Source organism: Staphylococcus sp. HMSC072H03 (assembly GCF_001809305.1).
Lineage (GTDB): Bacteria > Bacillota > Bacilli > Staphylococcales > Staphylococcaceae > Staphylococcus > Staphylococcus hominis.
On the sequence record NZ_KV796883.1, the window covers coordinates 38,065 to 58,329 of the forward strand.

The 20,265-nt window shown below is 29.8% G+C and carries 23 protein-coding genes; 18 read left to right on the plus strand and 5 right to left on the minus strand.

Annotated features, from left to right (window positions below):
* Positions 1–83: 83 nt before the first annotated feature.
* The 9 genes from HMPREF2578_RS06175 (at position 84) to HMPREF2578_RS06215 (ending at position 7,788) form a co-directional block, all read left to right on the plus strand.
* Positions 84–845, plus strand: a complete 762-nt coding sequence (locus HMPREF2578_RS06175; protein ID WP_049413745.1) for a MerR family transcriptional regulator — start codon at positions 84–86, stop codon at positions 843–845.
* A 75-nt stretch (positions 846–920) separates the two neighbouring features.
* Positions 921–1,424 carry a DUF805 domain-containing protein gene (locus tag HMPREF2578_RS06180; protein ID WP_049413747.1) on the plus strand — a complete coding sequence of 168 codons (504 nt, stop codon included), beginning with the start codon at positions 921–923 and terminating at the stop codon, positions 1,422–1,424.
* Between the two features lie 203 nt (positions 1,425–1,627).
* Entirely contained in the window at positions 1,628–2,548 is a 921-nt protein-coding gene (locus tag HMPREF2578_RS06185; RefSeq protein ID WP_048682710.1) for an ABC transporter substrate-binding protein, read from the plus strand.
* Between the two features lie 190 nt (positions 2,549–2,738).
* On the plus strand, positions 2,739–3,695 hold the full coding sequence (locus tag HMPREF2578_RS06190) for a FecCD family ABC transporter permease (protein WP_070508317.1): 957 nt from the start codon (positions 2,739–2,741) through the stop codon (positions 3,693–3,695).
* Between the two features lie 58 nt (positions 3,696–3,753).
* Positions 3,754–4,458, plus strand: a complete 705-nt coding sequence (locus tag HMPREF2578_RS06195) for an HAD family hydrolase (RefSeq protein ID WP_017176034.1) — start codon at positions 3,754–3,756, stop codon at positions 4,456–4,458.
* Positions 4,459–5,253 (plus strand): alpha/beta fold hydrolase, encoded by a 795-nt coding sequence (locus tag HMPREF2578_RS06200; RefSeq protein ID WP_017176033.1) that lies wholly within the window; start codon positions 4,459–4,461, stop codon positions 5,251–5,253.
* A 132-nt stretch (positions 5,254–5,385) separates the two neighbouring features.
* Complete coding sequence (locus tag HMPREF2578_RS06205; RefSeq protein WP_070508318.1) at positions 5,386–5,892, plus strand: SA0570 family protein; 507 nt, start codon at positions 5,386–5,388, stop codon at positions 5,890–5,892.
* A gap of 205 nt (positions 5,893–6,097) precedes the next feature.
* A complete protein-coding gene (locus tag HMPREF2578_RS06210; protein ID WP_019834891.1) occupies positions 6,098–6,814 on the plus strand; it encodes a hypothetical protein in 717 nt (238 codons plus the stop codon).
* Between the two features lie 158 nt (positions 6,815–6,972).
* Positions 6,973–7,788: an alpha/beta fold hydrolase gene (locus tag HMPREF2578_RS06215; RefSeq protein ID WP_049413752.1), complete on the plus strand. Its 816-nt coding sequence runs from the start codon at positions 6,973–6,975 to the stop codon at positions 7,786–7,788.
* 246 nt (positions 7,789–8,034) lie between these two features.
* On the opposite strand, the gene sarA is transcribed toward HMPREF2578_RS06215, so the two are convergent.
* The 5 genes from sarA to HMPREF2578_RS06240 all read right to left on the minus strand — a co-directional run bounded on the left by sarA (position 8,035) and on the right by HMPREF2578_RS06240 (position 11,378).
* Positions 8,035–8,409 carry a global transcriptional regulator SarA gene (gene sarA, locus HMPREF2578_RS06220; protein ID WP_002448898.1) on the minus strand — a complete coding sequence of 125 codons (375 nt, stop codon included), beginning with the start codon at positions 8,407–8,409 and terminating at the stop codon, positions 8,035–8,037.
* A gap of 315 nt (positions 8,410–8,724) precedes the next feature.
* Positions 8,725–9,540 carry an efflux RND transporter periplasmic adaptor subunit gene (locus tag HMPREF2578_RS06225; protein ID WP_228452098.1) on the minus strand — a complete coding sequence of 272 codons (816 nt, stop codon included), beginning with the start codon at positions 9,538–9,540 and terminating at the stop codon, positions 8,725–8,727.
* A gap of 270 nt (positions 9,541–9,810) precedes the next feature.
* The gene (locus tag HMPREF2578_RS06230) at positions 9,811–10,737 is read right to left on the minus strand and encodes a DMT family transporter (protein ID WP_049434576.1); all 927 of its coding nucleotides are present in this window, start codon (positions 10,735–10,737) and stop codon (positions 9,811–9,813) included.
* Positions 10,738–10,917: 180 nt separating this feature from the next.
* The gene (locus HMPREF2578_RS06235) at positions 10,918–11,139 is read right to left on the minus strand and encodes a DUF2922 domain-containing protein (protein WP_017176027.1); all 222 of its coding nucleotides are present in this window, start codon (positions 11,137–11,139) and stop codon (positions 10,918–10,920) included.
* Positions 11,140–11,171: 32 nt separating this feature from the next.
* Positions 11,172–11,378 carry a sigS mRNA-stabilizing protein SroA gene (locus tag HMPREF2578_RS06240; RefSeq protein WP_002448893.1) on the minus strand — a complete coding sequence of 69 codons (207 nt, stop codon included), beginning with the start codon at positions 11,376–11,378 and terminating at the stop codon, positions 11,172–11,174.
* 142 nt (positions 11,379–11,520) lie between these two features.
* Between HMPREF2578_RS06240 and HMPREF2578_RS06245 the strand changes: the two genes are divergently transcribed.
* From HMPREF2578_RS06245 to HMPREF2578_RS06285, 9 genes are all read left to right on the plus strand, one after another.
* Entirely contained in the window at positions 11,521–12,078 is a 558-nt protein-coding gene (locus HMPREF2578_RS06245; protein ID WP_048683106.1) for a tyrosine-type recombinase/integrase, read from the plus strand.
* Positions 12,079–12,092: 14 nt separating this feature from the next.
* Positions 12,093–14,495: a DUF4040 family protein gene (locus HMPREF2578_RS06250; protein WP_049379659.1), complete on the plus strand. Its 2,403-nt coding sequence runs from the start codon at positions 12,093–12,095 to the stop codon at positions 14,493–14,495.
* Positions 14,482–14,907 (plus strand): Na+/H+ antiporter Mnh2 subunit B, encoded by a 426-nt coding sequence (gene mnhB2, locus HMPREF2578_RS06255; RefSeq protein WP_002455676.1) that lies wholly within the window; start codon positions 14,482–14,484, stop codon positions 14,905–14,907. The genes HMPREF2578_RS06250 and mnhB2 overlap by 14 nt, the downstream gene beginning before the upstream one ends.
* Positions 14,904–15,251, plus strand: a complete 348-nt coding sequence (gene mnhC2, locus HMPREF2578_RS06260) for a Na+/H+ antiporter Mnh2 subunit C (protein WP_002448875.1) — start codon at positions 14,904–14,906, stop codon at positions 15,249–15,251. The genes mnhB2 and mnhC2 overlap by 4 nt, the downstream gene beginning before the upstream one ends.
* On the plus strand, positions 15,241–16,740 hold the full coding sequence (gene mnhD2 / locus HMPREF2578_RS06265; RefSeq protein ID WP_049415487.1) for a Na+/H+ antiporter Mnh2 subunit D: 1,500 nt from the start codon (positions 15,241–15,243) through the stop codon (positions 16,738–16,740). Before mnhC2 ends, mnhD2 begins: the two co-directional genes overlap by 11 nt.
* Positions 16,737–17,219, plus strand: a complete 483-nt coding sequence (gene mnhE2, locus HMPREF2578_RS06270; protein ID WP_017176023.1) for a Na+/H+ antiporter Mnh2 subunit E — start codon at positions 16,737–16,739, stop codon at positions 17,217–17,219. The genes mnhD2 and mnhE2 overlap by 4 nt, the downstream gene beginning before the upstream one ends.
* A complete protein-coding gene (gene mnhF2 / locus HMPREF2578_RS06275) occupies positions 17,216–17,518 on the plus strand; it encodes a Na+/H+ antiporter Mnh2 subunit F (protein WP_017176022.1) in 303 nt (100 codons plus the stop codon). Before mnhE2 ends, mnhF2 begins: the two co-directional genes overlap by 4 nt.
* Positions 17,493–17,993 carry a Na+/H+ antiporter subunit G gene (locus tag HMPREF2578_RS06280; protein WP_017176021.1) on the plus strand — a complete coding sequence of 167 codons (501 nt, stop codon included), beginning with the start codon at positions 17,493–17,495 and terminating at the stop codon, positions 17,991–17,993. Before mnhF2 ends, HMPREF2578_RS06280 begins: the two co-directional genes overlap by 26 nt.
* A 193-nt stretch (positions 17,994–18,186) precedes the next feature.
* Positions 18,187–20,226, plus strand: coding sequence for a cation:proton antiporter (locus HMPREF2578_RS06285; RefSeq protein WP_017176020.1), 2,040 nt, complete (start codon positions 18,187–18,189; stop codon positions 20,224–20,226).
* Positions 20,227–20,265 lie beyond the last annotated feature (39 nt).

Below are 20,265 nucleotides of genomic sequence, written 5' to 3' on the forward strand. Positions count from 1 at the left end.
GTGACGTCATAGCTTAGTCTCTTTTATAGAGAGATGAAAAGAGTAGTGAATCAAATAGATTAAGAAAAAGGCAGGATGTCAGAATGGAAAATCAGGCATATTTTACACCCAATGACGTGAGTCAAATTACCGAAGTAACTAAACGCACACTTCATTATTACCATGAAATCGAGTTGCTTGTGCCCACTTATATTGCATCTAATGGTTATCGTTATTATTCTTCTAAGGACATCTCTAAATTACAGACCATTCAATTTCTAAGGGAACTGAATTTATCATTAGCAGATATTCAACTTTATTTTAGTAACAGTATAGAAGAGAAAAATATAATATTAGAAAATAATTATCAGCGTATTGTTGCACAAAGAGATCAATTAAACAAAATGATTCATTTTCTTAATCATCATCTCGTTAATCATAGAAAAGAGGAGATTAATATGAGTAAATGGAATAATGATAATATACAGAATCAATATGAGAAAGAAGCTGAAATGAAATATAGTCATACTCCTTATTATCAAGCTTTTAAAGAGAATCAAAAACGATTGAATTCTACAGAAAAACAACAAAAAAATAAGAAAACAATGGAGAGGTTACATTCATTCTTTGATAAAATGAATGAATTATTTATTGCAAACTATAAAATAAATCATGTACAGGTTAAACAAGCAATTTCTGAACTAAAAGATATTCTTCAAACACAAGTACCTAACGTAGATGAACAATTTTTAGAATATATTGCCTCGATTTATGAGAATGATGAGCGATTTGCTAAAACAATTAATAACAAACGACACGATAATTTAAATCAGTATATTGCTGATGCGGTTCGGAATGATATTTAATAAAAGATGTTTTTAAGTTCTATAATATGTGATGATATATATATAATATATCTGATGAATAAAAGGAGCTTAAACATGATAGAAGCGTTCAAATTATTTTGGCAAAATTATTTTAATATAAAAAGTCGAACTAGAAGACGCCATTATTGGTTTGCTATTTTAGCTAATTGTATTATTTTAGTGATTATTAGTTTACTTTTTAATATCATTACTTTGGGGTTAAATGGAGGGCATACATTTTTTGATATTGTGTATGAAATCATTGATATCATTATTTTTATAGGAACGTTTACGATGACGGTACGTCGTTTACATGATACAGGGCACACAATGGTTCTACCTCTTATTATTTTAATTTTTACATCAATCAGAAAAATTTCAAGTATTGTAGATAGAACATACGGTATTTCAATTGATGGTTTTTTCAACGGAATGATTGCGCTTGAATTAGGAATTATGGTGGCAGCGATGTCTTTAGTCTTACTTATTATTCTTGTGATTACTTTTGCATTTACAATAAAAGATAGTGATGAGGGGACAAATAAGTATGGCCCAAATCCTAAAATAGCTACTGTATAGTATGAAAACAGGAAGGATACAGAATGTATTTTGAAATCTGTTTCCTTCTTTTTTTATTTTGAAATAGAATTAAATCATTAAGTTTAACCAATAATATAAAATTACACAATAAAAATTTATAGAATTAAATTAATGATATAAATAATTTGGTATGATAAATATATGAAATAAACAAAATTGTGAAAGGAAGGTATTGTTTATAAATGAACAATAAGAAGCTGTGGATTATTTTATTTACATTAGTATTAGTTTTAGCAGCATGTGGACAAAATCAATCGAGTGAAAAAGGACATCATTCTACGCATTCAACTGAGCAAAAAACAACGGATCACAATAATAATACTCATACATATCATCGTATTATATCTTTGATTCCAAGTAATACTGAAATATTATATAGACTTGGTCTTGGAAAAAATATTATAGGTGTATCAACAGTTGATGATTATCCAAAAAACGTGAAAAAAGGCAAGCAACAATTTGATGCAATGAACTTAAATAAGGAAGCACTCTTAAAAGCTAAACCTGATTTGATTTTAGCTCATGAATCTCAAAAATCATCTGCTAAAAAAACACTTGATAGTTTAGCTGATAGTGGTGTGAAGGTAGTATATGTTAAAGACGCTCAGTCTTTAAATCAAGTCTACGATTCATTTGAGCAAGTAGGTAAAGTAACGCATCGTGAAAAAGAGGCGAAACAGTTAGTCAAAGAAACAAAAGATAATGTTCAAAAAGTAATTGAATCAATTCCAGCACATCATAAAAAACAGAGTGTTTTTATAGAAGTGTCTTCAAAACCTGAAATATATACAGCAGGAAAAGAAACCTTTTTCAATGATATGATAGAAAAACTAGATACAAAAAATGTATTTTCAAATGTTAGTGGATGGAAAGCAGTAGATAAAGAAAGTATTATTAGAAAAAATCCTGATATTTTAATTTCAACTGAAGGTATTTCAAAAGAAGAATATTATGAAGTGATTAAAGAACGTGATGGTTTCTCTGAAGTCAACGCAGTAAAAAATGAACGTGTGGAAACAGTCAATGGTGACGAAATTTCACGACCAGGACCTCGTATTGATGAGGGTATGAAAGAATTACGTGATGCAATTTATAAACGTTAAAACGTTAAGATGAGAGACTTTTCAAAAGCCTACAACGATATTGACAATGTTGTAGGCTTTTTATACAACATATATTCTTGTAAGTTTAGCAAAGCAGAGAAAGAATCATTTTGTAATCTTATTTTAATTAGTAGTAAGGATATATTCATTGTAATATAAGAAATAAATAATAATTGAAATGTGAGTGGAAATGAAACGACATCTATATTTAACATTTTCAGTTTGGACACTTTGCTTATGTATTATAATAGCTATAAGTCTTTTTTGGGGTTTAGGGTCATTACATCAAGCATTTAATCAAATGATTTTTTTTAAGGTTAGAGTTCCTAGAACATTTGAGGCACTTATGGTAGGAGCCATATTAACGTTGACGGGTCAATTATTTCAAACGGTATTAAATAATCCTTTAGCAGATAGCTTTACACTTGGTTTAGCGAGTGGAGCGACTTTTGGATCAAGTTTAGCTATATTTTTAGGTGTATCTTTTCTATTTATTCCAATTTTTTCTATCATTTTTAGTATCACGACACTTTTACTTGTTGTTATAATGACAATCGTATTGTCTAGAAATTTTCCAATTAGAGTACTCATCATATCTGGACTTATGGTAGGCGCTTTTTTTAATGCATTAATATATATACTTACACTCATTAAACCAGAACGTACGAATCGTATGTTAGCCTATTATTTCGGAGGATTTGCGAATGCCGAAATGAATGAGCTCGTTTATATTACAATGGTTTCTTTGCCAATCATTATTGTGATATATAGTTTAGTTACACCAATTAAGCTCTTGCAATTAGGAGAAGCTAAAAGTAAGTCTCTAGGGTTAAATGTGCAATGGATAACATTTATTGTACTTTTGTTAACATCTATTATGACAGCTATAGCAGTAGCGTTTATAGGTGTTATAGGTTTTATTGGCATCATTGTACCTCAATTAATTAAACGATATTATTTTCAATATAGTCTTGCTATACAAATGACATTAAACATATTGATAGGTGCATTAACGATGCTATTCGCTGATGTTGTAGGGAAGATTGTTATCAATCCAGTGCAAATTCCAGCAAGTATTATTTTATCACTTGTTGGGATACCCATATTATTTTATATTTTAGTCACTCAATCTAATACAACACGTTAGTGAAGTGAACAAAAATTATTAAAATAAGAATAATTATAGTGATAAGAGGTAAATAAAAATGGACTTAAGCCAAATCAAAGCAGTTGTGTTCGATTTAGAAGGCACATTATTGGATAGAACTAAGTCTCGAGATAAATTTATAGAAGAACAATATGAACGTTTTCATGATTATTTTGTACATGTACAACTTGCTGACTTTAAACATAAATTTATAGAATTAGATGATGATGAAGATAACGATAAACCTTATGTATATAAGGAGATAATAAAACAATTTCACATCGATAGATTGAAATGGAAAGATTTATTTCATGATTTCGAAATGCATTTCTATCGATATGTATTTCCATACTACGATACATTATACACACTTGAAAAGTTGTCAGAGCATGATTATTTACTCGGTGTAATTGCAAACGGGAAATCAAAGATTAAACAATTTCGGATTTATTCATTAGGAATAGAACACGTGATTAATTATTTATCAACTTCTGAAACAGTAGGTTATCGCAAACCTCACCCACGTATTTTTGAAGATATGATTGATCAACTCGGCGTTTTACCAGAAGAAATTATGTATGTTGGAGATGATGCCTTAAATGATGTTGCTCCTGCACGTGCTATGGGAATGGTAAGCGTTTGGTATAAACAAGAAAATGCTGAATTAGAACCTTTAGAAGAAGAAGTAGATTATATCATTACAACAATAGAAGAGCTCTTAACGATTTTATCCATAAATAAACAAAAAAAAGGAGATAATTAAATGGAATTATTTACAAGAAAAGGTGGATTTACATTAAATTACAATACTATGGGACAAGGATACCCAGTAGTGCTTGTACATACTGCGTTTGAAAATGCTTCAATTTTTCAAAATTTAGCTCATGCACTTTCAAAAACATTTCAAGTCGTATTATTGGATTTACGTGGTCATGGATATTCAGATAAACCACGACATATTAAATTCAATGAATTTGCAGATGATATTATTTTATTATTAGATTATCTCTACATAGATCAAGCGGCTTTTATTGGCCATGAAATGGGTGCTACAATTATTGCGCATTTATCAAAGCAATATCCAGAGTATGTCTCTTCGTTAACAATGATCAATCCGACATCTATTGAAGGAGAGTTACCAGAAGAACGATTGTTTAGAAAATACGCACATAAAATCCGTAACTGGAATGAAGATAAACAAGAGAAGTTTTTAGATAAACATCGCTATTATAAACATCGTAAAGTGAATAAGTTCTTAAAAAATGTCGAAGATACTAATTCAATTTCTACTAAAGAAGAGACAGAAGCAGTAGATGAAGTATTTAAACAAAGAGGAATTGCAGAAGTATTTGAGTACATCACTAAACCCACATTTATAGTTGCAAGTGCGTATGGAGAAAGAATAACATCTCTTGAATCTAAAGAAGTAGCAGATTTAATAGGAAATGTACATTTTGAAGTGTATTCGAAGTCAAGCATGTATCCTTTTGAAGAAGAACAAGAGAAGTTTATCCATGATGTGACACCTTTTATAAAAAAACATATGCCTCAACACTAAATAATATTATTTACCAAAATGAATGGATTATAAAAAAGAAATATTTTGTAATGTTTTTGTAATATTTCTGTTATTTTTGTAATGGATAGGGTATACTGTAATTAAGCATAAAAGAAAAAGGAGCGAGTGCTTATGAAAAAGTTAGCAACAGCCCTATTAGTTTCAGGACTAGTAATGACAGGAGTAGGCTATAATCATGCTGAAGCAGCTAGTGGTAATTCGATTCAGACTGTACAACAATTAACTCAAGATCAAAAAACATTAGAAAATGTGACAATAGGTGAATCAATTAAAAATGTTATTAATCACTATGGCACACCTATTTATTCATATAATCCAAATAATCAAGAAAAATATTATGAATTCCATACAAATAAAGGCGTATTAGTTGTTACTGCCATCGGTAAAAAAAATACTGGTTATGTGACTAGAGTATCAATGACTTATAATCAAGCCAATGGTCCAACTTATCAAAAAGTAGCACAAAGCGTAGGTAAAAAAGCCATTAAACGTGTTCAATATAATAGTGTAAGTGGCAATTTTGCTTATATTCAAAACGGTAAAACAAGCTATCAATTTGGTTCAAGCTCACCTAAAGACAAAGTATTAAAATTATATCGTATTGATATTAATAAATAATGTAATGAAGTAGTTAGTTAAAGTGACGTATAATCCATTTCATTTAAAAGGTAATGAAATATATAGAAGTAGGATAACGAATTCAATCTGGGATTCGTTATCCTACTTCTTTTTATGAAAAGAAATCAATTGAAATCTATGATAAAATGTTGAAATGAATAAATTGAATGTATTTTAAAACTTACATTTGATAAAGGAGCAACATATGCGATCAAACGATAAAGTATTACTTGAAAATGTGAATGATTATTTTACTCATAAAGGCATGCCCCCTAAACTTATCGATGACATTAAAGAAAATATACGTAATGACTTTAAAAAATCTGAAGAAAAAAAGCAAGATTATCTTGATTTTAGAGGGAAATCAACGGCTCAAATTATCCTAATTATTCAACGAAATTTATTTGGTTTACAATTGAATCCTATTATATTTTTTATTATCAATTTTATTTTAATTTCATATTTATATGATAAGCAATACGTTCCATTCCAAGCTGCAACTATATTATCTTTGTTTTATTGTATTGTTATTTTCCCGATTACTATTTTTATTCATATACAAATTGCTCGAAAAAAATATTTATATAGTAATCGCACAGAGATAATCATAGGCTATATGATTGCAATTATTGCTTTAATTCTTATTATTATGCGTGCATTTAATCTCACTATAGGCATTGTTCCTATTACTATGTATAGTCATCAATTTATTTTCTTTATGGGACTTATAATGAGTTTATGCGGGGTTATTTTTAAAAGATTAGAATATACAGCAGTAGGTTTATTATTCTCTCAAAAGACGATTGATGCTGTTATTGTAAATTCAAATGTCGCTCAAACTGTTTCACTTATCATTTGGATTATTATCGTCGTACTAATTGTTACATATACTATACGATTATCATCTAGAAGAAGTATTTAATAAAATATATGATTTTAACTCAACCCTGATTAATAGGGTTGAGTTTTTTTATTTAAATTATATAAAAATTTTTAAATAAAAAAATAATTAATTGTATACATGTTTATAGCGTTAAATATGTTTTAGTGGGTATAGTAAATACTAAGGGAGGTGCCGATATGAAAAAAATTGAAACGTCTAATCAAATAAAGATAGCTTATCAAGATGCAGGTACAGGCATTCCCGTTATTTTAATTCATGGTTTAGATGGTAATTTAGCTGGGTTTTACTCATTAAAAAAAGAGTTGAAAAAACACTATAGAGTCATTGTTTACGATGTGAGAGGTCATGGGAAATCTACACATCCTACGAGTTATAACTTAAATGATCACATTAAAGATTTAATTATGTTAATGCAACAATTAGGTATTAAAAGCGCACATTTATTAGGACATGATATGGGTGGAATTATTGCACAAGCTTTTACCGAAAAATATAAAGAGAAAGTGCGATCTTTAACAATTATATCTTCTAAATCTGAAGATATTGTCCATGGTTTTACAAAATTAATGATTGAGCACCAAGATAAAGTAGCGGGGTTTAATAAATCTGAAGCGTTACTTATATTATTTCCATATATTTACAAAAAAAGTGACGTTGCAATGAAGTGGTTTCAACGTCAACGTTTATATAGTAAACAAGACGATGAAGATAGTGCAGTAGCATCAAGAGCCTTATTAGATACAGAGAATCAATCAAATACAGTCACACATGATATCAATGTTCCAACTATGATAGTAGAAGGACGTTATGACCCAATTATTATCAATAAAGAGAATCAACAATTTGAAAATCAATTTAAAAATATAAATTATGTTTTATTTAATGACTCAGGGCATGCACCTCATATAGAAGAAGAAGAGAAATTTTTAACATTATATTTAAATTTTGTAGAAAAAAATGATGCATCTCATACTACAAATTTATTGATATAAAATTATAAGCATAGAGTCAAAATTATCTACAATAGAATATCTAAGGAAACAGAACAACCTAAAGGGTGGGGTTCTAGATATAAAAAAATTATTAAACAATGTTTATAAATATTAGAATGAAGTTATTCTACAGAAAACAACATCATATAATATGAATTATGGCTATAAAAGAGGCCCGTAGACGAATGTTATCTACGGGCTATTATTCTAGGTTTTTTAAAGTTCTAGTCTCTTTAGGGTTTACTATTATAATTCTGTTTCTTTATTAGCTTCTTCGATTCGTTTGTTAACTCTATTAAGTAATTCATCAATTTTTGTACGTTGCGTTGCATTTACAAGAATCAATACTGTTCTTTCATCATGCTCATTACGTTTTTTATCGAAGTAATCTTCTTGAGATAAATTTTTCACTGCTTTTACTACTTGAGGTTGCTTGTAGTTTAAGTGATTAATAATATCTTTTAAATAATATTCTTCTTCTTTACTTTGACTAATATAAGTTAAAACAGCAAATTCTTCAAAGCTAATTGAAAATTCTTTTTTAATAATGCTTTTTAATTTATCTGCATAAGTAATCATTGCTAATAATTCAAAGCAGTCATTAATTTTTGAAATAGCCATTTTAAGACCTCCCCAATTAATATTCTTTCTATTTTTTATGCATCCGTTAAATTTATCTATATATAACGTCAACTATTAGTTTAAAAAAGCTATTAATAATTTAGATTAAATAAATTAATTTAATTCTATTTTATTTAGTTAATTATAACTAAATAAAATTAGAAAGTAAACGAAAATGCACTTAATAAAACAATATTTTGATTAATTAATACTTTGTTTATAAAAATAAGCAAATTTTATAAAAGATTTAATTAAGAACAATTATTATGATACTCCATATTATAAAATTAAAGTTTAATATACTAAAATAAAAGATTATTCGGTGCTTTCTAATAAAGATGTAGAAGGATGCGTAATAATTTTATCACCAATATTTAATCCATTGGATACCATAATATACCCACTTTTTTTACTTTTAATATATTTAATGTTTCTTTTTATAATTTTTTTATTATGTATAACTAGAACATAATTTTTATTGTAAATGACTTTATTGGGTAATTCATATTCTGTTGTTCCTAAGTGAAGATTAAAATGGTATCCAATAGGGTAGGAAGGATCTGTAGAAATATCTACGTTATAAAAAGAGGAAGATGTCTCAGTTTTATAAGGAATAGAAGAAATAGATAAAATTTTTCCTTCAAATTGCCTAGTATTTTTAATAGAAACTTGAACAAGTTGATTATTTTTAAGCTGTTTGAGTTGAGATTCATTGATTTTAGCACGAATGATTCGTTCATCACTATTAATTTGCATAATTTCAGTATGAGATTTTGAAGGGAAAGGGTGAAGTACAGTGACTCGACCTTTAATAGGAGCATAAATACGTGTTTGAAGTTGTTGCTGTAAGTTGAGTATATCATTAGATAATTGAACTTGTTGGTTGAAGTTATCGGAGGATATTTTATTTGAGTGTTGTATTGAAGATAAAAGATTCTTTTTTGCAAGAATATGTTTTTCAATGTGTGGATTATAATATTTAAATATGGGTGTATCTTTAGATATCGTTTCGTTATTTTTTACTAGAATATCTGAACTAATACCTAATGAGGGCTCATAATAAAGTGTATAACTTTGTTTAGCTTGCTGAACGCCTTGAAAAGAAAGAGAGTAATGTGGTTTTACAGTCATCGTTTCTATTTTGCTTAAATGAGTAGTTTTAGGAATCTTAGAATAAATATAAAATCCAAACGAAATAATAAGGAGAAGGAGGAGGGTTACCAGTATTGGTAAAGGGGATAAAAACTTTTTCAAATATAATCACCTCTAAACATTAATATGCATTTATTATACAAGTTTAGAGCTAAATACAACATAATTAAATGATGACATCAAAAAAGTCTTCTCAATTATTTCATTAAGAAGACGAAGATTTAGATAAAAGTTTAATTTTATTAGCCATTAAAATAAACGTAATAAAACAATACCAATTGCTATAGCGATTAATCCTATAAATTTACGGAAAGTCATTTCATTTTTAGGTACACCAATGCCAAAGTGATCAATAATGACGCCCATTATCATTTGACCAAGCATTGCGACAATAGTTGTAAGAGCAGCACCTAAATAGGGCATTAATATAATATTAGATGTAACGAATACGACACCTAAAATTCCACCAATAAAATAGAGCGGTTTAATACGACCGAAATGATGTTGTGATAGTTTCATTTTTAAACTTCTATTAAATATGATTGTTAGAATAAATAACGCAATAGTTCCAACAGTAAAAGAAACTAGTGCAGCGAATAAAGAAGAATGCATTTGATTTGAAAGTCCGCTATTGATTGTAGTTTGTAGTGGAGGCGCAAATCCGAAAATAAAGCCAATGAACAACCAAATATAAAGTGAGATATTTCTTTTATCTTTAAGTTTATTTTTAGGTATATGATTCATAAGAAGAATTCCGAATAATAAAACAATAATTCCCACACCTTTTAAAAAAGTAAAAGATGTTTGATTGGCTCCAAGTAATCCCAATGTATCAATAATAACACCCATTATGATTTGACCAGCAACTGTCATCACAACCGTAAGTGCTGCACCTAATCTTGGAAGAAGTAATAAGTTACCTGTTAAGAAACATACACCAAGCAAGCCACCAACCCACCAATGATAATCAATAGAGTGACCAGCATAAAATGAGCTTGAGAACATTTGGATATTAAAAATGATATTAAGTATTAATAAAAATAGAGTGCCTACAAAAAAAGAAATCGTAGAGGCATAAAAAGATGATTCTGTAAATCGACCTAATCTAGAATTAATCGATGTTTGAATAGGCACCATCATACCAGCAATAATTCCAAGTACAAATAGAAAAAGCAAACTTAATTCCTCCATTATTTTTACTATCAAATATGATTATTATACGTAAATTTATAAAAAAATTCTATACTAAAAAAGAGAACGGATAGAATTCTGTTAGAACTCTTCATCCATTCTCAATCTACTGTTTAGAAGACGTGAAGTAAAATTTGATATTGTAACTTACGTCTACTATGTCAATTAATTTAATTCAAATAAAACAGTTGTTGTTTTATCTACAATCTGAGCTGAAGCGACTTTACTTGGAGCGCCACTGGTAAATCTTAAAACATCTAACTTAATGATATTTTCCATTGCTGATTGTACATTAGCTTCTGTTATTGTTGCTGAAATTTGTGGTAATTGTAACTTAGCTGTTTTGTTTAGATTTGTCTTAAATATAAGTTCTAACGTTTTTGACATTGTTCATACCTCCTTTTTAATAAAATCATTCATTAAACTAATCCTTGAGTTTTTACAACTTCAACTTTATCGAAAGATTCTTCAATCAAATTTGAAATTGTTGTTACAAATGATTTGATGTCTGCTTCAGAAGCACGTGTATTAATGTTATTAAATCGACGTTTAATTTCTTTAGCTTTTCCATTTGTATCATGTGTAACGTGAGTACAAATAACAGATAACTGAGTAATTTCGTTCATCTTACTTTCACCTCCTTACACTTTATATATCGAAAATATTTTTAAAAAAAGTAACTTGAAGTCAAAAATAATTGAGCGAAATATTTTAATGTTACTAAAATATGATATATCATTAAATAAGAAACTTTTTTGAGGTGGATAAATGAATTATGTAGAACCTATTAAGAAAAAGAATGATATTAAGAAGATGTATCACGTGTTACAAATGAAATCAGACAGAGATTATCTTTTATTTAAACTGGCTATACATACAGGTATGCGACTTACTGACTTATTACATCTTAAAGTTGAAGATATAAAGAATAAAGAAAATAAAGAAATAAAGACAGCTTGGATTCAACAAAGTGCCCCATTTATCAAAATTATGCTTCCTTCTGATTTAAGAAATGAAATTGATACATATATCTATGAAAATCAGTTGAAAGATGATCATCTTTTATTTCAGTCTCTTCGTACACATAAAGAACTTTCACGTCAGCAAGCTTATCGAATTATTCACCACGCAGCTAAAGAATTAGGCCTTTTACATATTGGTTTAACTACTCTACGTAAAACTTTTGCATATCATGCTTATAAATCGGGTATTTCTATTGCGATTATTCAAAAATATTTAGGACACCAGACTACGCATGAAACTTTGAAATTTATTGGTTTGTCACCTAAAGAAGATCATCATACAATTATTGCTTTGAATTTATAAAAAGGAGGGTTTTGATGAGTTTAATTTATTTACTAGGGGCACTTTTACTAATCATAGGTATGGTTCTAATCACTTTATTTATTAGACCTCTAAGACGCTATGCGGGATATATTTCCCTATTTGCTCCAGTAATTGCTTCTGTTTATTTCTTATCTCAAATTCCTAGTGTACTTCATCAGAAAGTGATTTCTTTTAAACTAGCTTGGATGCCAGCTATCGATTTGAATTTAGATTTAAGACTAGATGGACTTGGATTAATGTTTGCTTTAATTATTTCTATTATAGGGATAGCTGTTTTCTTTTACGCTACTCAATATTTAACGCCTAATGGTGATAACTTACCTAGATTTTTCATATACTTACTTTTATTTATGTTTAGTATGTTAGGTATAGTAATATCTAATAATACCATTCTTATGTATATCTTCTGGGAACTCACAAGTGTTTCATCTTTCTTACTTATTTCGTATTGGTATAGTAATGCAAATAGTCAGCTAGGTGCAATACAGTCATTTATGATTACGGTATTTGGCGGCTTAGCATTATTAACAGGTTTTATTATGTTGTACATAATGACAGGTACGAATACAATTACTGAAATTTTATCGCAAAGTCATCATATTAGTGAGCAACCTTTATTTATTCCAATGATCATTATGATGCTTATTGGAGCTTTCACAAAATCAGCTCAATTTCCATTTCATATTTGGTTACCTAAAGCTATGGCTGCGCCAACCCCTGTAAGTGCCTATCTACATTCAGCAACAATGGTTAAAGCAGGTATATTTTTACTATTTAGATTCACACCTGTATTAGGCTTAAGTAATAGTTATATTTATATTGTTACTTTTGTAGGATTAATCACAATGATGTTTGGATCTCTTACAGCTTTAAGACAATATGATTTGAAAGGAATTCTTGCCTATTCTACAGTTAGTCAACTTGGGATGATTATGACAATGGTTGGTTTAGGTGGAGGTATTGCGCAGCATCCAAGTGGACCAATGGCTAAAATTTACACATTAGTTTTATTTGCAGGGTTGTTCCATGTCATGAATCATGCGTTATTTAAATGTACGTTATTTATGGGCGTAGGTATTATTGATCATGAAGCGGGCACAAGAGATATTAAAAAATTAAATGGTATGAGAAAATTCTTTCCTAAAATGCACGTGAGTATGACGCTTGCAGCATTATCAATGGCGGGAGTACCATTTTTAAATGGTTTTTTAAGTAAAGAAATGTTTTTTGATTCTTTAGTTAAATCTATTGAATTAGAGCAATTTAGTTTAACTTTAACCATCATAATTGTGGCATTAGGCGTGATTGCAAGTATATTCACGTTTGTCTATGCAGTTTACATGCTAAAAGAAACATATTGGGGAGAATTTAATGAAAAAGAAGTTCCTAAAAAGCATATTCATGAGCCGTGGTTGTTCAGTTTACCAGCAATGATCTTTGCTGTGATGCTACCTGTTATCTTCTTTATCCCAAATACCTTTACGCATCCGATTGTTTTACCTGCATTAAGAAATGTCACAAACTTAGGTATCCAAGTTGATAAGATGGCACCACATGTATCCCAGTGGCATGGTATTAATTTACCGCTTATTTTTAGTATCATTGTTATTATTTTAGGAATTATTTTAGCAACAAAAGTAAATTGGAAAGTGTTAACGCACCGCTTAATCAAAACAGCATCGATTACAAATTCCTATCGTAAAGCTTATAGCATATTTGAACATTATGCTGGTTGTAGTATTCGTGGTGTAATGACGAACCGATTAAATTACTACAATGTGATTACGCTTTTAGTGTTTTCACTATTTGTAGCGTATGGCTTTTTAAGAGTAGGGTTTCCTAAACTACATCTAATGCATGTTACTGACTTTGGGCCTTTAGAAGTGCTGCTTGCGATTTCAATCAGTGTTGTTGGTATAGCACTTGTCTTTATAAGACAACGTTTAACGATGGTAATATTAAATGGAATTATTGGCTATTCAGTTGCATTATTTTATTTAATCATGAGGGCACCTGATTTAGCTTTAACCCAACTTGTAGTAGAGACGATGACTACAATATTATTCATTGTTAGTTTTTCACGCTTACCAAATATTTCTCGTAAGAAAGCAGATAAGAAAAAAGAAATGATGAAAATTGTTGTAGCATTCATTTTTGCAGGCGCAGTGGTAACACTTGTATTTATGGCACAACAAGGTGATGGTTTAGAAACTATTTCTAAATATTATATGAATGCAAAAGAACTCACAGGTGGTAAAAATATTGTGAATGCCATTTTAGGTGATTTTAGAGCACTTGATACTATGTTTGAAGGCTTGGTATTAATTATTGCTGGTTTAGGTATTTATACATTATTAAATTACAAAGATCGGAGGGGTCAAGATGAAAGAAAATGACGTAGTCTTAAAAACAGTAACTAAAATTGTTGTATTCATTTTACTTACTTTTGGTTTCTACATTTATTTAGCGGGTCATAATAATCCAGGAGGAGGATTTATTGGTGGTCTCGTCTTTAGCTCAGCTTTTATCTTGATGTTTTTAGCTTTCGACGTAAAAAAAGTATTGGATAGTTTACCTATCGACTTTAGAAAATTAATGATTATTGGAGCGCTTATTTCTTTAATCACAGCTATTGCGCCTACCTTTTTTGGCAAATCATTTTTATATCAAAGTGAATTTACACTTCATTTACCAATATTTAATGAAATGCATATTACTACAGTGACGATTTTCGAATTAGGCATAGTACTTTCAGTAGTGGGTGTGATTGTCACAATTATGTTGGCATTGAGTGGAGGTAAATCATGAATCTTATTTTATTACTAATTATAGGATTTCTCGTATTCTTAGCGACATACATGATATTATCTTTAAATTTAATTCGTATTATTGTAGGGATTTCGATTTATACGCATGCGGGTAATTTGATTATTATGAGTATGGGTCACTATAGTGACCACGTAACAGAACCGCTTATTCGTGGTTCAAATACCAACTATGTCGATCCATTATTGCAAGCACTTGTTTTAACTGCAATTGTTATTGGATTTGGTATGACAGCTTTCTTACTTGTATTAGTTTATCGAACATATCGTGTTACAAAAGAATCAGAAATTGATGTGCTTAGGGAGGATGAAGATGATGAACAGTAACTTATTAATCCTTCCGATTCTCTTACCACTTCTTTGTGCATTATTACTTGTATTTACGAAGAATAAAAATAGAGTTTCGAAGATTTTATATATTGGAACAATGACGGTTAATACGCTTATTTCGCTAGCTTTATTGATTTATGTGATGAATCATAAACCAATCACTTTAGATTTTGGTGGTTGGAAAGCACCTTTTGGTATTCAATTTTTAGGTGATACTTTAAGTTTACTCATGGTAACAGTCGCTTCTTTTGTAGTGACTTTAATTATGGCGTATGGATTTGGATCTGCTGAAAAACGTGTGAATCGCTATTATTTACCAACATTTATTTTATTTTTAACTACCGGTGTGATTGGTGCTTTTTTAACTTCTGATTTATTTAACCTCTATGTGATGTTCGAAATTATGTTACTTGCATCATTTGTGCTTGTAACATTAGGACAATCAATAGAACAATTAAGAGCAGCCATTGTCTATGTTGTTTTAAATATTATTGGGTCTTGGTTATTTTTATTAGGTATTGGCTTACTTTACAAATTAGTAGGAACATTAAACTTTTCTCAAGTTGCCTTACGCTTAGATGATATTCACAATAATGAAATGGTGGTTGTCATTGCAATTGTATTTATGATTGCATTTGGTTCAAAAGCATCGTTAGTGTTATTTATGTGGTTACCTAAAGCTTATGCAGTATTAAATACTGAGCTCGCAGCTTTATTTGCAGCTTTAATGACGAAAGTGGGAGCATATGCTTTAATTCGTTTCTTCACTTTATTATTTGATCAACATCCAAATATTACACACCCAATACTTGTATTTATGTCTTGTATTACAATGATTATTGGTGCTTTTGGAGTCATTGCATTTAAAGACATAAAGAAAATTGCAGCATATCAAGTTATTTTATCAATTGGTTTTATTATTTTAGGCTTAGGATCAAATACATTTGCTGGAATTCATGGTGCTATTTTTTATCTAACAAACGATATTGTAGTAAAAACATTATTATTCTTTATTATTGGTAGTTTAGTTTATATGTCTGGTTATAGAGAATATAAGTATTTATATGGTTTGGCAAAGAGAGAGCCTTTCTTTGGCGTAGCATTTATCGTTATGATTTTCGCGATTGGCGGGGTTCCTCCTTTTAGTGGATTCCCTGGTAAAGTGCTTATTTTCCAAGGTGCGGTTCAAAATGGTAATTATATCGGATTAGCACTCATGATTTTAACAAGTCTTTTAGCAATGTATAGTCTATTTAGAATACTATTTATTATGTACTTTGGAGATGCAGATGGCGAGCAAGTTGATTACAATCCATTGCCTGCTCATCGAAAAGGTATGATTGGCATATTAACTGTAGCTGTAGTAGTTATGGGTCTTGCAGCACCAATTGTTATGAATGTTACTAAAAATGCAACAGAGTTAAATACAAATGATGCTTACTTTCATCACTTAGTTAATCCACATTTAAAGGAGGAGAATAAATGAGACAAATTGTATTGAATATCTTAATTGCTTTTCTATGGGTACTCTTTCAAGACCAAGGTTCTTTTTTATTCTCTACCTTTGTATCTGGCTATCTTATAGGATTAATTGTGATTTATATACTGCACCGATTCTTTGGTCAAGAATTTTATTTAGTAAAAATATGGGTAGCTATTAAGTTTTTAGGTATATATTTGTATCAGTTAATTACTTCAAGTCTTAGTATCATTAAATACATTTTATTTAAAACAAAAGATATGAATCCTGGTCTTCTCACATATGAAACAGAGTTAAAAAGTGATTGGGCCATTACATTTTTAACCATTTTAATTATTATTACGCCTGGATCGACAGTGATTAGAATTTCAAAATTAACCAATAAATTTTTTATTCATAGTATAGACATTTCTGAAAATGAAAAAGCTAATTTGTTAAAAAGTATTAAACAATATGAACGTTTAATTATGGAGGTGTCACGATGATCCAAGCGATGACTAACTTTTTTAGTACAGGAGCTTTAATATTATTTGGTATTGCATTTATTATTGGATTGTTTCGTTTGATTAAAGGTCCTACAACAGCAGACAGAGTCGTAGCATTTGATGCAGCTAGTGCCGTCATTATGTGCATTGTTGGGGTAGTTAGCGTGATTTATGATACTGATGCGTACTTAGATTCAATTATGTTAATTGCGATCATTTCATTTGTAAGCTCTGTATCTATTTCTAGATTTATTGGAGGAGGTCGGGTATTCAATGGAACTCATAAAAAGCGTCACTGAGTTGATTGCGTCTATTCTTATTTTTCTAGGAAGTATTATTGCAGTAATTAGTGCAATAGGCATTGTAAAATTTCAAGATGTTTTTTTACGAAGTCATGCTTCTACGAAAAGCTCAACGCTTTCTGTATTACTTACTTTAATCGGGGTATTAATATACTTTACGACGGCGCAAGGTCTCTTTAGTGTTCGTTTATTATTATCCATTGTCTTTATTAATTTAACATCTGCTGTTGGTATGCACCTTGTTGCTAGAGCAGCTTATCGAACTGGAGCATACATGTATAGAAAAGATGATGCACCAAGACAATCTTCCATTTTATTAAGTTCAAAAGAATTTAATACAACAGATGAGTTAAAAAGTCGTGCTAAAAAAAGAGAAGAACAACGAGAAAAACTGTATTATGATATTAAAAACTATAGAGCTGAAGAAAGAAAACAACATGGTGATAAAAATATTGAAGATTTAGAAGAATAATTGCATATCTTAATAGTTTTTAAGTGAATTATTTTGAAAGTGCAAGTTAGTTAATCTGAATATATTTTAATGATAAAATTGATATTAAATTGAGAGCATAAGAACGGTAGATAATAACTACATACGTTTAAAATAAATAAGATGATAATGTATCTTATATCTCAAATTAAATATGAAATAATGGGGTGAAAGTTTGGAAATATTTGAAACGATTCTCATATTTCTAGCTGTTGTTATTGTAAGCTCCTTTGTTCATACTTTTATTCCTAAAGTACCTCTTGCATTTATTCAAATCATATTAGGAATGATCCTCTTTATATTGCCTGTACCAGTTGAATTCAATTTTGATTCTGAACTCTTTATGCTAGCTACCATTGCACCTTTATTATTTGTTGAAGGTGTTAATGTATCTAGGGTACATTTACGAAGATATATTAAACCTGTCATGTTAATGGCATTAGGTTTAGTAATTACTACCGTCATAGGTGTAGGGTTATTTATTCACTTAGTATGGCCAGATTTACCAATTGGTGCAGCGTTTGCGATTGCCGCAATTCTCTGTCCTACCGATGCTCCGGCAGTGCAAGCTATTACTCAAGGTAAAGTATTACCAAAAGGTGCAATGACGATTTTAGAAGGTGAGTCTTTATTAAATGATGCTGCAGGTATCATTTCATTTAAAATAGCAGTAGGGGTACTTGTTACTGGCGCTTTCTCATTATTTGAAGCGATTCAACAATTCTTAATTGCTTCAATCGGAGGGGCCATTGTAGGATTGTTAATCGGTATATTACTTGTTCGATTTCGTCTAACATTAACACGACGTGGTATTGAAAATATTAATATGTTTGTATTTCTTCAATTGTTAACACCATTTGTAACCTATCTTGTGGCAGAACTATTCCATGCTTCAGGTATTATTGCTGCTGTAGTGGCTGGACTTGTTCATGGTTTTGAACGTGACCGTATTGCTCAAACACGTACACGCCTTCAACTAAGTTATAACCATACGTGGAATATTTTAGGCTATGCGTTAAATGGTTTTGTATTCTCGATACTTGGTTTCTTAGTGCCGGAAGTCATTGTAAAAATTATTAAAAGTGAACCACATAACTTACTTTTCTTAATAGGAATTACTTTATTAGTAGCATTGGCTGTATATGTATTTAGATTTATTTGGGTTTATGTACTATATCCTTTATTTTATCTATCAGTCAGTCCATTCCAAAAATTAATGAATGATGATGGAACAAATACGAAAGAGAAACCCCCTAAACGAAGTATGTATGCGTTAATTATGACTTTTTGTGGTGTTCATGGAACAATTTCACTCGCAATCGCATTAACGTTACCTTACTATTTAGAAAATCATGAGTCATTTAAGTATCGTAATGACTTACTCTTTATTTCTTCAGGTATGGTTATCTTAAGCTTAGTGATTGCACAAATCATTTTACCTTTTGTTACGAAAAATGCACCTCAACCTAAAATAGGAAGTATGAATTTTAAAGAAGCAAGAATTTATATTTTAGAACACGTGATTGATTATTTAAACAAACGTTCCTCATTTGAAACAAGCTATCGATATGGAAATGTTATTAAAGAATATCATGATAAATTAACTTTCCTAAAATCAGTAGAAAAAGATGACGAGAATTCAAAAGAGCTGGAACGTTTACAACGAATTGCTTTTAACGTAGAAACAAAAACGCTTGAAAAATTAGCAGATGAAGGCGAAATTACGGAAAGCATGTTAGAAAACTATATGCGATTTGCTGAACGTACACAAGTTTATAGACAAGCTTCACTCAGTCGTCGTATTATTGTTGGAATTAGAGGATTACTTTTGAAACGTCATATTCGTACACGTACAAATGCAGCTTCATCATTAAGTGTTACTGAAAACTTAATGGAACTTTCTAAAATCAATAAAAGAGTCCATTATAATGTTGTAAGCCGACTTGTTAAAGAGGCAAATGAAGATAATAAATTAGAAGTGGGTATGATATGTGATGGATATTTAATGAGAATAGACAACTTATCACCATCTAACTTCTTTAACACACGTTCTGAAGATTCAATTACTAAAATTAAGTTGAATGCTTTAAGAGAGCAACGTCGTATTTTAACTGAACTTATTAGTGATGAAGAGATTACAGAAGCGACAGCTTTAAAATTACGTGAGGCAATTAACTATGATGAAATGGTTATTGTAGACAGTTTAACTGATTAATTTAATAATTCAATAATGATTAATACTAAACCTAAGACA

Coding starts and splice junctions, on each gene's coding strand:
- HMPREF2578_RS06235 (WP_017176027.1), bottom strand. CDS start 11,139: ATGTCAAAAACGTTAGAACTTATATTTAAGACAAATCTAAACAAAACA.
- mnhB2 (WP_002455676.1), top strand. CDS start 14,482: ATGAAAGAAAATGACGTAGTCTTAAAAACAGTAACTAAAATTGTTGTA.
- HMPREF2578_RS06225 (WP_228452098.1), bottom strand. CDS start 9,540: ATGACTGTAAAACCACATTACTCTCTTTCTTTTCAAGGCGTTCAGCAA.
- mnhF2 (WP_017176022.1), top strand. CDS start 17,216: ATGATCCAAGCGATGACTAACTTTTTTAGTACAGGAGCTTTAATATTA.
- HMPREF2578_RS06180 (WP_049413747.1), top strand. CDS start 921: ATGATAGAAGCGTTCAAATTATTTTGGCAAAATTATTTTAATATAAAA.
- HMPREF2578_RS06205 (WP_070508318.1), top strand. CDS start 5,386: ATGAAAAAGTTAGCAACAGCCCTATTAGTTTCAGGACTAGTAATGACA.
- HMPREF2578_RS06215 (WP_049413752.1), top strand. CDS start 6,973: ATGAAAAAAATTGAAACGTCTAATCAAATAAAGATAGCTTATCAAGAT.
- HMPREF2578_RS06240 (WP_002448893.1), bottom strand. CDS start 11,378: ATGAACGAAATTACTCAGTTATCTGTTATTTGTACTCACGTTACACAT.
- HMPREF2578_RS06175 (WP_049413745.1), top strand. CDS start 84: ATGGAAAATCAGGCATATTTTACACCCAATGACGTGAGTCAAATTACC.
- mnhD2 (WP_049415487.1), top strand. CDS start 15,241: ATGAACAGTAACTTATTAATCCTTCCGATTCTCTTACCACTTCTTTGT.
- HMPREF2578_RS06280 (WP_017176021.1), top strand. CDS start 17,493: ATGGAACTCATAAAAAGCGTCACTGAGTTGATTGCGTCTATTCTTATT.
- HMPREF2578_RS06185 (WP_048682710.1), top strand. CDS start 1,628: ATGAACAATAAGAAGCTGTGGATTATTTTATTTACATTAGTATTAGTT.
- HMPREF2578_RS06210 (WP_019834891.1), top strand. CDS start 6,098: ATGCGATCAAACGATAAAGTATTACTTGAAAATGTGAATGATTATTTT.
- HMPREF2578_RS06245 (WP_048683106.1), top strand. CDS start 11,521: ATGAATTATGTAGAACCTATTAAGAAAAAGAATGATATTAAGAAGATG.
- HMPREF2578_RS06250 (WP_049379659.1), top strand. CDS start 12,093: ATGAGTTTAATTTATTTACTAGGGGCACTTTTACTAATCATAGGTATG.
- sarA (WP_002448898.1), bottom strand. CDS start 8,409: ATGGCTATTTCAAAAATTAATGACTGCTTTGAATTATTAGCAATGATT.
- HMPREF2578_RS06200 (WP_017176033.1), top strand. CDS start 4,459: ATGGAATTATTTACAAGAAAAGGTGGATTTACATTAAATTACAATACT.
- HMPREF2578_RS06190 (WP_070508317.1), top strand. CDS start 2,739: ATGAAACGACATCTATATTTAACATTTTCAGTTTGGACACTTTGCTTA.
- mnhC2 (WP_002448875.1), top strand. CDS start 14,904: ATGAATCTTATTTTATTACTAATTATAGGATTTCTCGTATTCTTAGCG.
- mnhE2 (WP_017176023.1), top strand. CDS start 16,737: ATGAGACAAATTGTATTGAATATCTTAATTGCTTTTCTATGGGTACTC.
- HMPREF2578_RS06195 (WP_017176034.1), top strand. CDS start 3,754: ATGGACTTAAGCCAAATCAAAGCAGTTGTGTTCGATTTAGAAGGCACA.